Source organism: Candidatus Amarolinea dominans (genome assembly GCA_016719785.1).
GTDB classification, from domain to species: Bacteria; Chloroflexota; Anaerolineae; order SSC4; family Amarolineaceae; genus Amarolinea; species Amarolinea dominans.
On the sequence record JADJYJ010000007.1, the window covers coordinates 42,319 to 56,915 of the forward strand.

Consider the following 14,597-nt stretch of genomic DNA (forward strand, 5'->3'; position numbering starts at 1 on the left):
AGAGGGGTTATGAGCGAACGTAAGATTCGTGTCTTAGTGGCCAAGCCAGGCCTGGACGGTCATGACCGTGGGGCCAAAGTGGTGGCAAGGGCGCTGCGCGATGCCGGATTCGAGGTGATCTACACCGGGATTCGGCAGACCCCGCAGATGATCGTAGAAGCCGCGCTGCAAGAGGATGTGGACGTGATTGGTCTCTCCATTCTCTCCGGCGCGCATATGGCCCTGGCCCCCAAAATCATGCAAGAGATGCAGCAGAACGGCCTCGACGATGTTGTCGTGCTGATGGGCGGCATCATTCCGGACGAAGATGTAGAAAGCCTCAAAAAGATGGGCGTCAAGGGCGTTTTTGGCCCCGGCACCCCAACTCAGCACATCGTTGATTTCATCCATCAGCAGGTAAGGGCTGCGGCTCCGGCGTAATCATGAACCAATCGCCCACTGAGCTTGTCGCGCAACTGTGCCAGGGCAACCGCCGCGCGCTGGCGCGTACCATCACCCTGATCGAAACCGGCGGCGCGGCCGCCCATGAGCTGCTGACGCGCCTCTACCCGTTCACCGGCCAGGCGACCGTCATCGGTGTAACCGGCTCGCCCGGTACGGGCAAGAGCACCCTGGTCAACGCCGTGGCTAAGGTTTACCGTCAGCAAGGCAAAACCGTGGGTATCGTGGCGGTTGACCCCACCAGCCCGTTCACCGGCGGCGCGCTGTTGGGCGACCGCGTGCGCATGCGCGACCTGAGCGGCGATCCCGGTATCTTCATCCGCTCCATGGCGACGCGCGGCAGCCTGGGCGGCCTGGCCCGCGCCACGGCCGATGTCATCCTCGCGCTGGACGCGGCCGGCTTCGAGCGTGTGTTGGTGGAGACGGTTGGGGTTGGTCAGGCTGAGGTGGAAATTGCCAGCACCGCGCACACCACCATCGTGGTGGAGGCGCCGGGCATGGGCGATGAAGTGCAGGCCATCAAGGCGGGGGTGCTCGAAATCGCCGATGTCTTCGCGGTGAACAAGGCGGATCGCGAAGGCTCCGACCGCACGGTGATGGCGTTGAGGATGATGCTCGGCATCGCCCCGGAAGAGGTGCGTGGCATTTCACACCACGGCCAGTTGCTGACCATCGAAACGCCGAGCAGGCAGCGCGCCGTGGCCTGGGAGCCGCCCATCATCAAGACTGTTGCTCTGCAGGACCAGGGGATCCTCGAACTGGTGGCCGCAGTGGAACAGCATCGCGCCTTCCTGATCCAGAGTGACCTGTGGGGCGCGCGTGAGCGTGTGCGGGCTGCCAGCGAATTGGAAAGCATTGTGCGCCGGCGCCTGCTGCAGAAACTGGCCCAACTCATCCCGCAGGGATCGCTGCAAGAACTTGTTGACCAGATCGCGCGCCGCGTGCTCGACCCGTACACCGCGGCCGAGCAGTTGCTGGCCGCGCTCGCCTGATGGCGCACGGCCCTATGCAAGCAAGGGAGCTAAGACCCACCATGTCCATTTTATTAGCAACCAAAGGACGAACGGCGCCATGGCCGGACTGAGCATGTACGGCAAAATGGCCGTCTTTTCGGGCAGCGCCAGTCCCCCGCTCGCTAACGCCATCTGTCGCTTCCTGCGACTCAAGGAGGCCCCCGATTTCAGGCTGGGCCAAGCCGAGATTACTAAGTTCGCCAATGGGAACACCTTTTGTAAACTCGACGAAAGCGTGCGCGGCAAAGATGTCTTCCTCATCCAATCTACCTCCGCGCCCACCAATGACAACGTGATGGAGCTGTTGATCTTTCTGGACACGCTGCGCCGCGATTCAGCCGGTCGCATCACGGCGGTGCTGCCCTTCTACGGCTATGGGCGCACCGACAAGAAGGATCAGCCCCGCGTGCCGATTACGGCGAGGCTGGTAGCGGATCTGATTACCGTGGCCGGCGCCGATCGTTTTGTGACGGTGGATTTGCACGCCGGCCAGATTCAGGGCTTCTTCACGATTCCAACCGATGAGCTGACCGCGCTCTATCCGTTGGTGGATCATTTCGCGCGCCTGCAGATTCCCAACCTGGTTGTCGTCTCACCGGACGTGGGCGGCGTGCGCCGGGCGCGCAACTTCGCCGAACGGCTTTCTCAAAAGCTGTGCTTTGCCGCCACCGGCAGCGTCACCACATCTGATCCTGAGATTCAGGATCGGTTCGCTGTGCCGCTGGCCGTGATCGAAAAACGGCGTTCTCTCGATGGCAAACAGACCGAGATGTTCGAGTTGATCGGCGATGTGGAGAACAAAAACGTCATCGTTGTGGACGATGAGATTGACACCGCAGGAACATTGTGCAAGGCTGGCGCCTTTCTTCCTAACAGAGGCGCCATTGAAGTCTATGCCTGCGCTACCCATGCCGTTTTATCTGATGCTGCTGCGGTCAACCTGCGCGATTCGGTCTTCAAGCAGGTGGTGGTGGCCGATACGGTTGCCATTCCGTCTGAGAAGTCTGAAATCATCGGTTGCAAGTTGGTGGTGGTTTCGGTGGCCGAAATGCTGGCCGATGTCATTCTGCGCACGCATAACGGTGAATCTGTCGGCGCCCTGTTCGACAAATGGGATGCGCTGGATCACAACCTGCCAGACAGCGGCATCGCCTGAGCGCGACCCGCGAGCCGTCACGGGGGCGCCTGACGTCCCAACAAACGAGCACAACAGCGCAATGGGTATGATCGTTCCTATCCCCTGCGCTGTTGTTATGCTATACTGCGGGCGGGAACAGGCTTCGCTTGTCCGCCTGAGGAAACGTGGGCAATTCGTGCCCGCCTGCAATCTGTCATGGCCTGGCAAATTTATTGGGGACTGAGGAAAAAACGCTGAGATGTTCAAGAAACTACTGACGAGGGTGATGGGCGATCCGAACGAACGCGAGGTGCGGAGCCTGCAGCCCATCATTGACGAGATCAATCAACTCGAAAACGAGATGAAGGCGCGCAGCGACGCTGACTTGCGCGGCCAGACGGAGGAATTCCGTCGCCGGGTGGCAGCCGAGACCGCGGCCCTGGCCCAAGAGGCAGCGGAGGCGCGCGAGGCGTATCTGCAGGAAACCGATACCAGCGCGCAGCAGGGTCTCCGTGCCGAATGGGAGGCAGCGGTGAAGGCGGTGAAGGCTGGCGAACGCGAGGTGCTGGATGCCATCCTGCCGACCGCGTTTGCGGCGGTGCGCGAAGCGGCCCGGCGCACGATCGGCCTGCGTCACTATGATGTGCAACTGATCGGCGGTATCGTGCTGCACCAGGGCAAGATCGCCGAGATGCGCACCGGCGAAGGCAAGACGCTGGTGGCCACGCTGCCGCTGTATCTCAACGCGCTGGCCAGGCACGGCGCCCACCTGGTGACGCCCAACGATTATCTGTCAAAGATCGGCGCCCAATGGATGGGCCCTGTTTATAGTCTGCTCGGCGTCAGCGTGGGCGTCATTCAGTCGGCCGCGGCCAACCCTGACCTGGGTTCCTTCGTCTATGACCATACATTTCAGTCGGCCGATGATCGCTATCAGTTCTTGCGACCGGTCAGCCGGCGCGCAGCCTACGAGGCTGATGTCACCTATGGCACGAACAACGAGTTTGGCTTTGATTATCTGCGCGACAACATGATCTTCGCCAGCGAAGAAGCCGCGCAGAACGAACTGCACTTTGCCATCGTAGACGAGGTGGATAATATCCTGATTGACGAAGCGCGCACGCCGCTGATCATCTCCGGCCAGGCGCAAGAGTCGTCCGACCTGTACCGCATCTTTGCCGGGCTGGTGAAACGCTTGCGTCTCAACGAAGATTACCTGGTTGAAGAAAAAGAGCGCGTGGTCACCCTGACCGAAGAAGGCGTCAACAAGATCGAGGGCTGGCTGGGAATTGACAACCTGTACTCGGCCGAGCATTTCGAAAAAACGCCCTACCTGGACAACGCCCTGCGTGCGCATGTGCTGTACAGCGTTGACCGCGACTACATCGTCAAGGATGGCGAAGTCATCATTGTGGATGAGTTCACCGGGCGCTTGATGCATGGGCGGCGATTCTCAGAGGGCCCGCACCAGGCGATCGAAGGCAAAGAAGGGGTGCGCGTGCAGCGTGAGAGCCTGACCCTGGCGACGATCACCTTCCAGAATTTCTTCCGCATGTACCATAAGCTGGCCGGTATGACCGGTACAGCGGCGACGGAAGCAGAGGAATTCTCCAAGATTTATCAGCTCGATGTGACGATGATCCCTACAAACATCGAATATCGCGCCAAGCAGGGCGAATTGACCACCCGAACCGAAAAAGTCGGTGGCGCGGACTTGGTCACCTACGAGGCCCCCGCCACCGGCGATCGCTATTTCAAGCGCTTGGACTCACCCGACCTGATCTACAAGAACCAGGAAGCCAAGTTCAGGGCCGTGGTGAAAGATGTGGCCGAGATGCACAAGCAAGGACGGCCGGTCCTGGTGGGCACGGTTGCCATCGAAACCTCGGAAATGCTGGCGTCCATGCTCAAGCGCCATGGTGTGCCGCACAGCGTGCTCAACGCCAAGCAGCATGAGCGCGAAGCCATCATCATTGCGCAGGCCGGGCGCCCGGGCAATGTGACCATTGCCACCAACATGGCCGGTCGCGGGGTTGACATTCTGCTGGGCGGCAATGCTGAAGGCATGGCACGCGACCATCTGCGCAAGCAAGGCCATGATCTGATCAACCTGGAGCCGGGCATGTGGGAACAAGCGCTGGCGGAAGCCGAGGCGGAAGTCAAGCGGAATCGGCAAGTGGTATGGGAGTTGGGCGGTCTGCACGTGATCGGCACCGAACGTCATGAGGCGCGGCGCATTGACAATCAGTTGCGAGGGCGTGCGGCCCGCCAGGGCGACCCGGGGTCCTCGCGCTTTTATCTTTCGCTGAGCGATGATCTGATGCGTCGCTTTGGCGGGGAGAATGTAGCCAGCCTGATGAATCGGCTGGGCGTCGAAGATGACATGCCGATCGAGCACAACCTGGTGAGCAAGACCATCGCCAACGCCCAGGTGCGCGTGGAAGGTTTCAACTTCGACATTCGCAAGCATGTGCTCGAATACGATGATGTGGTCAACAAGCAGCGCGAGATCATCTACGATCAGCGCCGGCAGATTCTGACCAAGTCCACGATGCGCCCCACCATCCTCGGCATGGTCGAAAACGATCTAACAGCAGTTGTCAAGTCGTTTACGTCAGGACAGGATCCTGCGGACTGGGACATCACCGCACTGCATCAAACGGTGATCGGCATCATGCCTGTGCCGGATACTGCGGCGGACTGGCAGGCAATGGCGCCAGATGAGCTGACCGACCGCCTGTGTGAGTTAGCCGAGCAGACGTATGACGCCAAAGAGGCCGAACTGGGCGCCGAGTGGATGCGTCACGCGGAACGCCATGTCATGCTGAGCGTTGTAGATCATCGCTGGCAGCGGCACCTGACCGACCTGGACCAATTGCGCGAAGGCATTGGCTTGCGCGCCTTTGCCCAGGTTGAGCCACTCCTCGCCTATAAGAAAGAGGCGTTCGAGATGTACCAGGGGTTGATGGCGGACATTCAGCACGACATCGTGCGCGCCATTTTCCACGTGCAGCAAGCCAGGCCCGAACCGGTGCGGCGGGTGCAACAACTGCAGACCAACCGCCAGGAGGGTGAAGCCCGCCCTGTGCGGCGCAGCGGCAGCACGATCGGCCGCAACGATCCGTGCTGGTGCGGCAGTGGCAAGAAGTACAAGCAATGTCACATGGCAAGCGACCACGAAAGCGGCGCAACGCCAGGCGGCCCGCCGGCGCCGGCGCCAGCGGCGGTGAAGGCGCGACCGGCCGCGCCGGTCAAACGGGCGAGACGCTAGTCGTCGGCCAGCCACTCCTGCAGACCCAAACTTCCGAAGTCTCCCAGACTTCGGAAGTTTTATTTCACGCTGTACCACCTGGCGAACGTTCTTGCGTTTCGGCGCTACATCCATTATAATAGTTCTCACCCACCAAAGAGGAGATGTCGCAAGTTAGGATGGAAAACCTCGATTTATCGCCCACGTTGACTGCCGAACAGGAGGTGCCACAGGCCGAAAACGTTAATCCAATGGCCGAGTTGATGGATAGTTCGTTTGGGTTTGAGCCGCTGTCGAGTGGCTCCGTGCGCAAGGGAATTATCGTCCGTATGTCGCCAACCGAGATTCTCGTAGACATTGGCGCCAAGTCCGAAGGAATCATTTCTGATCGCGAACTGGAACGCGTGGGCAAGGAAGCGCTTGCCCAGCTCACCGTTGGCGATGAGATTTTGGTCTACGTCGTTCGCCCAGAGGATGAAGAAGGTCATGTGGTCTTGTCGTTTAGCCGTGCCCAGCAAGAACGCGATTGGCTCAAGGCTGAAGAGCTGTTGAAGAGCCAGGAAGTGTTCGAAGGTCTGGTTGCAGGTTTCAACCGCGGTGGTGTCACCATCAAAGTTGGCCGGCTGCGCGGCTTCGTCCCCACATCGCAATTGGTTTCCGTGCAAGCCATGTCCCAGGAGAGCGCCAGCGATAACCTGGAAGCACGCCTGGCCGACCTGGTCGGCAAGAAACTCAGGCTCAAGGTCGTTGAACTGGATCAAAAACGCAACCGACTGATCCTGTCTGAACGCCAGGCCAATCGCGATTGGCGTAAGCAGGCCAAAGAACGCCTGCTGTCTGAATTGAAAAAGGGTGATAAATGCAGCGGCATCGTCACCAGTATGTCCGATTTCGGCGCCTTCATTGATTTGGGCGGCGCCGATGGCCTGGTGCATCTATCGGAGATCACCTGGGGTCATATCAATCATCCCGGCGAGGCCTTGAAGGTGGGGCAGCGGGTCGAAGCTTACGTTCTCAATGTGGACATGGATCGCCGGCGCATCGGCCTGAGCCTGCGCCGCTTGCAACCAGAACCCTGGAGCGTGGTGCATGAGCGCTACGCGGTGGGGCAACTGGTGGACGCGACGGTCACCAAGCTGACAAACTTCGGCGCCTTCGCCCGCCTGGATGACGGCATCGAAGGCTTGATCCATCTATCGGAACTCTCCGACAAACGCGTCGGCCATGCGCGCGACATCTTGCGCGAGGGCCAGCGCATGAGACTGCGGATCATTCGCATTGACCCCCAACGCCGGCGCATCGGCCTCAGCCTCAAGCAAGCGCCCGAGGAAGAATACACGGAAATGGACTGGCGCGAGCAACTGGCTGAAATGGATGACGAGCAAGTCACCACCGAAGACAGTCTCGAGACTGAAAACTAGACCCATCGGCCGCGAGCAAACCTGTCAGGTGGCATAAGCCTGGCAGGTTTGTTTTTGTTTGATGGGCCAAAGGAATTGCCACCATGGCAGACAAGTTCGATCGGTTTACCAAGCGCGCACGTCGTGTGCTGCAATTAGCGCACGATGAAGCGCAGCGCCTGAATCACAATTACGTCGGCACCGAGCACCTGCTGTTAGGCCTGGTGCGCGAAGAAAACGGCGTCGCCGTCAAGGTATTGGGGGAGCTGGGCGTGGAGACCAACCATGTGGTGCGCGCCGTCGAGCGCACCGTGGGCCGTGGCGATCGCCCAATCACCGGCAAACCCATCCTGGCCCCCCGCACTAAGCGCGTGATTGAACTGGCCGTTGATGAAGCACGCCTGTTGGGGCATCATTACATCGGCACCGAACACCTCCTCCTGGGCCTCGTGCGTGAAGGTGACGGCATCGCAGTCAATGTGCTGCGCAGCCTGGGCGTTAGCCTGGACAAGGTGCGCACCCAGACCGCACGCAGTCTCCTGCAAAGCCAAACTCAGATCACCAAAGAAAAACAGAAAACCGAACGCAAGACGCCCATGCTCGATCAACTGGGCATGGACTTGACCGCGCAAGCCGAAGAAGGCAAACTCGATCGGGTCATTGGCCGGGAGAAAGAGATCGAGCGCGTCATTCAGATTCTGTGCCGACGTACCAAGAACAACCCGGCACTCATCGGCGAACCAGGCGTGGGCAAGACGGCCATCGTCGAGGGCCTGGCCCAGCGCATCGTGGCAGGCAACGTGCCAGAGTTGCTGCTCGACAAACGCGTGCTCACGCTCGATGTCGGTTCCCTGGTGGCCGGCACCATGTACCGCGGCCAGTTCGAAGAACGACTCAAGAAGGTGATCGAAGAGATCAAGCACAGCGCCAACATCCTCTTCATTGACGAAGTACACATGCTCGTTGGCGCCGGCTCGGCCGGCAGCTCAGTGGATGCCGCCAATATCCTCAAACCGGCCCTGTCACGCGGGGAATTACAGTGCATTGGCGCCACCACGCTCGATGAATACCGCCGCTACATCGAAGGTGACGCCGCGTTGGAACGGCGCTTCCAGCCGGTGCAGGTATTCGAGCCAACCATCGAAGAGACGGTTGAGATTCTGCGCGGGGTCAAGGGCGCCTACGAGGCCCATCACAAACTGGAAATCACTGAAGACGCCATCCACGCCGCAGCCACGTTGGCGGCGCGCTATGTGGTGGACCGCTTCTTGCCCGATAAGGCCATTGATGTCATTGATGAGGCGGCCAGCCGCGTGCGCATGTATAAGGCGCCCTTTGCGCGCAGCCTGCGCGAGACCTTCGTCAGCCTGAGGTCCCTGCAGAAAGAAAAAGACGCAGCCCTGAACACGCAGCGCTATGATGAAGCCATTGACCTGCATTACCGCGAGGTGGAGATGGGGCATGAGCTTGACCAGTTGCGCATGGGCTGGGAAGATGTGGACAACCGCCCCAAGGTCGGGGCCGAAGACATTGCCGAGGTCGTTTCGATGTGGACCGGCATCCCGCTGATGCGCATCGCCGGCGAAGAATCGGCGCGCCTGCTCGAAATGGAACGCGAACTGCACCAGCGCGTCGTGGGGCAGCAAGAGGCCATCGAAGCGGTCAGCAAGGCTGTGCGCCGCGCACGCGCCGGGCTGAAGGACCCCAAACGCCCCATCGCCTCTCTGATCTTCCTCGGCCCCACCGGCGTTGGCAAGACCCTGCTCGCCAAAACGTTGGCCGAATTCCTGTTTGGCAGCGACGAAGCGCTCATCAAGCTGGACATGAGCGAGTTCATGGAGCGGCACAATGTCAGCCGCCTGGTGGGCGCGCCGCCCGGCTACATTGGCTATGAAGAAGGCGGCCAGCTGACCGAGGCGGTGCGCCGTCGCCCCTATTCGGTCATCCTGCTCGACGAAATCGAGAAGGCCCACACTGAAGTGTTCAACATGCTCCTGCAGATCATGGAAGATGGGCATTTGAGCGATGCCAAGGGCCGCCGCGTGGACTTCCGCAACACCATCATCATCATGACCTCCAATGTGGGCGCACAATTGATCAAGCGCGCGACCAGCCTGGGCTTCATCCCAAACCGGGATGAAGAGAAGAAGGTTGAGGATGAGTACCAATCCATGCGCGAGCGGGTGACGGCAGACCTCAAGAAGACATTCCGACCCGAGTTCCTCAACCGCATTGATGGCGTGATGGTCTTCCGGGCGTTGACGAAGCCGCAGATCACCGACATCGTTGACTTGGAAATGAAACGGGTGCATTGGCAGCTCAGCGAGCACAACATCACCCTGCAGGTCAGCGAGGCAACCAAAGAGTTCATCGTCAACATCGGCTATGATCCCGACTACGGCGCGCGCCCGCTGCGTCGCGCGATTCAGAACCTACTCGATGACCCCCTGAGTGAGGGTGTCCTGGCCGGACGATTCGGCCCCGGCGATTGCGTGCTCGCCGACTACAACCCGGAGACCAAGCAAATCGAGTTCAAGGTGATTGCCTCCACGCCCGCCTTGCCAAGCGTGCTGGACGATCTTGTCATTGAGCAACTACTGGAGCCAGTCCTGGCCTAGGGGCCGCACAGCGACAGCAGACGTTACCAATCTACACGATGGGGAGCTGGGAGTAAGCCCGGTTGAGAGGAAGTCCCTGGCCATCCGGTCACTGACTTCGACCCTTTGAACCTGACCTGGATAATGCCGGCGTAGGGAGATGCAGCTATGGCGCATGAGACCGCTTCATTCAGGTGAGGCGGTCTTTTTTGTGCGCATCGAGAAACGAGGAACGCATGCGAGCCATTATCGTTGCCGGCAGCCCGGAGGTCATACGACCACCTGGGCTACGGCCCCAACCGGGTGACCTGGTTATTGGCGCGGACCTGGGCGCCGCGCACTGCCTGCGCTGGGGTTGGCGGCCCAGCCTGGTGATCGGCGACCTGGATTCGCTGCCGGCAGCTGCACAAGTCGTCCTGGCTGCTCAGGGCAGCCCATTCATCATCATGCCCACCCGCAAGGATGAGACCGACCTGGAGCTGGCCTTGAACCACGCGCTGCAGGCCGGCGCCACCATCATCGTCATCGTCGGTGTACTGGGCGGCCGCATTGATCATACCCTGGCCAATCTTCTCCTCCTCACCCGCGTTGATCTGGCCGCGCTGGATGTCTGCATGGTGGACGGCAGCCAAAGCGTGCGTCTCTTGCGACCTGGGCATCCGCTCACTATCGCCGGCCAGCCCGGCGACACTCTGTCCCTCATTCCAATCGGCGGTGATGCCACGGGGGTCACCGCGCACCACGTTGAATGGCCGCTGACTGCGGCGACCCTGCCCCTGGGCGTGGCACGTGGCGTCAGCAATGTGCTGTGCGGCCCCTCCGCTGAACTTTACATCGAGCACGGTCTCTTGCTCGTTGTACACATCACAAAGAATGCATCAATCTAACGAGGAGAACGGACATGCTCAAGCAATTTTTACCGACCTCCCTGCTCGCCGTCCTGCTGGTCGTGCTGACCGTTGCGGCCTGTGCGCCCGCAACAACCCCGCCAGGCACATCGGGGCCTGCCCCGCGCATCCTGACCATCATGACCCATGACAGCTTTGCCGCCAGTGAAGCCATCATCAAGCAGTTCGAGGCAGCCAACAACGCCACCGTGAAAATCCTGAAGGCCAACGACGCCGGCAGTGCGCTCAACCAGGCCATCCTGAGCAAGGGCAACCCGCTGGCCGATGTCTTCTTCGGCGTGGACAACACCTTCCTCAGCCGTGCGCTGAACAGCGGCATCTTCGAGCCGTACCCATCCCCGCTTCTGGCCGACATCCCCGCCGATCTGCAGCTCGACCCGGAGTTCCGTCTACTGCCGGTTGACTTTGGCTTCGTCTGCCTGAATTACGACAAGCAGTGGTTTGCTGACAAGCAGATCCCTGCGCCGCAGACGCTGGAAGACCTGGTCAAACCGGCATACAAGGGGTTACTGGTGGTCGAAAATCCGGCTACTTCCTCGCCAGGCCTGGCCTTTCTGCTGGCCAGTATCGCACATTTTGGTCCGGACAACTACCTGGCCTGGTGGCAGGGATTGCGCGCCAACGACGTGTTAGTCAGCGACGGCTGGGAGGACGCGTACTACACGCAGTTCAGCGGCAGCAGCGGCAAAGGCCCGCGCCCCCTCGTCGTCAGCTATGCCACCAGCCCGGCCGCCGAGGTCTATTTCAGCGAAGGCGCGTTGACAACGCCGCTCACCGGCAACATTCTGCCCGCCGGCGCCAGCTTCCGCCAGATCGAATTCGCCGGCATCCTCAAGGGCACGCCCAACCGTGACCTGGCCGCCAAGTGGATTGACTTCATGCTCAGCCCGGCCTTCCAGGAGGACATTCCCTTGCAGATGTTCGTCTACCCCGCCAACCGCACGGCCAGGCTGCCCGATCTTTTTCAACAGTTTGCCCTGCTACCAGAGACGCCCGCCAGCCTGCCCGCGGAGACGATCAGCCAGCAGCGCGAGGCCTGGCTTGACGCGTGGACGACCGCGGTGCTGAGGTAGGGTGGAGGTTGGAGACCGGAGATTGGAGAGCGGAGATTGGAGACCGGAGATTGGAGATCGGAGATGAGAAAATGGAACCTGGGTTGGGTATCATGGACGCCGTTGGCGTTCCTGGCCGTCTTTTTCTTCTACCCTTTGTTCGAGATTCTGCGCCTCAGCCTGGCGCCGGAGGGCAAACTCGACCTGGCGCCCCTGGCCGCGCTGGTGCAGCAGCCCTACTATGGCCGCGTGCTTTGGTTCACCACCTGGCAAGCGGTCATCTCCACCCTGCTGACCCTGGCCCTGGGGTTGCCCGCGGCCTATGTTTTCGCCCGCTACACCTTTCCCGGTAAGACGCTGCTGCGGGCGCTGAGCACGATCCCGTTCGTCATGCCGACGGTGGTAGTGGCCGCGGCCTTCAGCGCGCTGCTTGGCCCCAACGGCGCCGTCAACCGCTGGCTCATGCAGGCCCTGCACCTGGGCCAACCGCCGCTGCAGCTCCAGCAGACGATCTGGATGATCCTGCTGGCGCACGTTTTCTACAACGCCACCATCGTCCTGCGCATGGTGGGCGGCTTTTGGGCCAACCTGGACCCGCGCCTGGAACAGGCCGCGGCCGTGCTGGGCGCCAGTCGCTGGCGCGCCTTCCGCGAGATTACACTTCCCCTGCTGCTGCCCTCGCTGACCGCGGCTGGCCTGCTGATCTTTCTCTTCTGCTTCACCAGTTTCGGCGTCATCCTGATCCTGGGCGGGCCGCGCTTCGCCACCCTGGAGGTCGAAATCTATCGGCAGGCGGTCAACCTGTTTCGCCTGCCGATGGCCGCGGCGCTGGCGCTGGTGCAGATGGTTCTCACCTTCGCCATCATGGCGCTCTACACCCGCATGCAAGCCCGCAACGTCGTGGTGCTCAACTTCAAGCCACAGCAGGCCACGCAGCGTCGCATCCGCGGCTGGCGCCAGTTCGCCGTGGTAGGCAGCGGCATCACGCTGCTCTTCTGGCTGCTTCTGGCCCCCCTGGCCGCGTTGATCGTGCGCTCTGTCAGCACACCGGGCGGCGTCAGCCTGGCCTACTACCAGGCGCTGTTCATCAATCAACGCCAATCCATCCTCTTTGTGCCGCCGGTTGCCGCGATGCGCAACTCCCTGATCTTCGCCCTGCTGACGCTGGCCCTGGCGCTGATCCTCGGCGTGCTCAGCGCCTACCTGCTGGCCCGCCCGCGCCTGCGCGTCAGCGCCTGGCTCGACCCGATCTTCATGCTGCCCTTGGGCGCCTCGGCCGTCACCCTCGGCCTGGGCTTCCTGGTCGCCCTGGACGCACCGCCGCTCAATCTGCGCGCCTCGCCTCTGCTGGTGCCGCTGGCCCACACCCTGGTGGCCCTGCCGTTCGTCATTCGCAGCCTGCTGCCGGTGTTGCGCGGCCTCAACCCGCACCTGCGTGAAGCGGCCGCGGTGCAAGGCGCTTCTCCGCGCCGTGTCTGGCGCGAGGTTGACCTGCCGATGCTGGCGCCGGCGCTGATCGTGGGCGCGGTGTTTGCCGTCACCGTCTCCCTGGGCGAATTCGGCGCCACCGCGCTCATCGCCCGGCCAGAGACCCCAACCCTGCCGCTGGTCATCTACCGCTTCCTGGGCCAACCAGGCGCGCAAAACTACGGCCAGGCCCTGGCCGCCAGCACTCTCCTCATGCTCGTCTGCGCCGCCGGCTTCATCCTTCTGGAGCGGGTGAGATATGAGGAAGTGGGGGAGTTTTAGGAGAGACATGTTGATTATAGATGGGGTATCGAAGGCGTTTGGGCCGACGCGGGTGCTGCATGAAGTTTCGGCGACCGTGACAAGCGGGGAAATCGCCTGCCTGTTGGGGCCGAGCGGCTGCGGTAAGACGACGCTGCTGCGCATCGTGGCCGGGCTGGAACAGGCAGATCAGGGCACGATCAGCTACGCCGGTCAGGACCTGGCGGGGGTGGCGGTGCATCGCCGCGGCTTCGGGCTGATGTTCCAGGATTTTGCCCTCTTTCCGCATCGCAACGTGGCCGACAACGTCGCTTTTGGCCTGCGCATGCAGGGCCTGGCGCCGGTTGATAGGCGCCGGCGCGTGGCTGAGATGCTGACGCTCGTCAACCTGCCGGGCTACGGCCAGCGCCGCGTGCATGAACTATCGGGCGGCGAACAGCAGCGGGTGGCCCTGGCACGCAGCCTGGCGCCGCAGCCCCAGTTTCTCATGCTCGACGAACCGCTCGGCGCGCTCGACCGCACCTTGCGCGCCGGCCTGCTGGGCGAACTGCGCACCATACTCAAGCAGGTGGGCCTGAGCGCGCTCTACGTCACGCACGACCAGCAGGAGGCCTTTGCCATCGCCGACCAGGTGCTCATCATGAGCCAGGGGCAAATCGTACAGCGCGGTGCGCCTGAGGCGGTCTATCAGCAACCGGCCAACCGCTTCGTGGCCCAGTTCCTGGGTCTCAGCAATCTGATCGCCGGACGCTGGGCGGTTGGCCCCCAGGGCGCAGTGCTGCAGACCGACCTCGGCCCCTTGCGGCTCTCTCCGGCCTTGAGCGACGCGGCGCAGGCTGGTGACGCGGTCATGCTGTTGATCCGGCCGGAAGCCGCGGCCATCGTGCCCATCCGCGCGTCAGGGCCGAACATCGTCCATGGCCAGGTGCTGCGGCGCACCTTCCGCGGCGGTCACTACGCCATCGAGTTCCAGGCTGAAGGGCTGGCAACGCCCCTCCAGTTGGAACTGCCGCTGGCCGAAGCAGTGATGGGCGGCGCCCATCTCAGCCTGGCCCTGGCGCCCAGCGCGCTCACGCTGATCCTGGCGTGAG

10 protein-coding genes and 1 riboswitch are annotated in these 14,597 nt (G+C 61.9%); all 10 genes read left to right on the forward strand.

The features are described 5' to 3' along the window. Positions 1 to 9 precede the first annotated feature (9 nt). The 10 genes from IPM84_10060 to IPM84_10105 all read left to right on the forward strand — a co-directional run bounded on the left by IPM84_10060 (position 10) and on the right by IPM84_10105 (position 14,596). Complete coding sequence (locus IPM84_10060) at positions 10 to 420, forward strand: cobalamin B12-binding domain-containing protein (GenBank protein ID MBK9093110.1); 411 nt, start codon at positions 10 to 12, stop codon at positions 418 to 420. A 2-nt stretch (positions 421 to 422) separates the two neighbouring features. After that, complete coding sequence (gene meaB / locus IPM84_10065) at positions 423 to 1,433, forward strand: methylmalonyl Co-A mutase-associated GTPase MeaB (GenBank protein MBK9093111.1); 1,011 nt, start codon at positions 423 to 425, stop codon at positions 1,431 to 1,433. A gap of 79 nt (positions 1,434 to 1,512) precedes the next feature. Further along, positions 1,513 to 2,610 (forward strand): ribose-phosphate pyrophosphokinase, encoded by a 1,098-nt coding sequence (locus tag IPM84_10070; GenBank protein MBK9093112.1) that lies wholly within the window; start codon positions 1,513 to 1,515, stop codon positions 2,608 to 2,610. Positions 2,611 to 2,830: 220 nt separating this feature from the next. Then, positions 2,831 to 5,842, forward strand: coding sequence for a preprotein translocase subunit SecA (locus IPM84_10075; protein ID MBK9093113.1), 3,012 nt, complete (start codon positions 2,831 to 2,833; stop codon positions 5,840 to 5,842). Positions 5,843 to 6,000: 158 nt separating this feature from the next. Then, positions 6,001 to 7,242: a S1 RNA-binding domain-containing protein gene (locus IPM84_10080; protein ID MBK9093114.1), complete on the forward strand. Its 1,242-nt coding sequence runs from the start codon at positions 6,001 to 6,003 to the stop codon at positions 7,240 to 7,242. Positions 7,243 to 7,325: 83 nt separating this feature from the next. Beyond that, positions 7,326 to 9,839 carry an ATP-dependent Clp protease ATP-binding subunit gene (locus tag IPM84_10085; protein ID MBK9093115.1) on the forward strand — a complete coding sequence of 838 codons (2,514 nt, stop codon included), beginning with the start codon at positions 7,326 to 7,328 and terminating at the stop codon, positions 9,837 to 9,839. 29 nt (positions 9,840 to 9,868) lie between these two features. Then, positions 9,869 to 9,995, forward strand: a riboswitch (TPP riboswitch). 59 nt (positions 9,996 to 10,054) lie between these two features. Then, positions 10,055 to 10,705 carry a thiamine diphosphokinase gene (locus IPM84_10090; GenBank protein ID MBK9093116.1) on the forward strand — a complete coding sequence of 217 codons (651 nt, stop codon included), beginning with the start codon at positions 10,055 to 10,057 and terminating at the stop codon, positions 10,703 to 10,705. 14 nt (positions 10,706 to 10,719) lie between these two features. Beyond that, the gene (locus IPM84_10095; protein ID MBK9093117.1) at positions 10,720 to 11,799 is read left to right on the forward strand and encodes a thiamine ABC transporter substrate-binding protein; all 1,080 of its coding nucleotides are present in this window, start codon (positions 10,720 to 10,722) and stop codon (positions 11,797 to 11,799) included. Positions 11,800 to 11,862: 63 nt separating this feature from the next. Further along, entirely contained in the window at positions 11,863 to 13,527 is a 1,665-nt protein-coding gene (locus IPM84_10100; protein MBK9093118.1) for an iron ABC transporter permease, read from the forward strand. Between the two features lie 7 nt (positions 13,528 to 13,534). Further along, positions 13,535 to 14,596 (forward strand): ABC transporter ATP-binding protein, encoded by a 1,062-nt coding sequence (locus IPM84_10105; protein MBK9093119.1) that lies wholly within the window; start codon positions 13,535 to 13,537, stop codon positions 14,594 to 14,596. The last annotated feature ends 1 nt before the right edge of the window (position 14,597 follow it).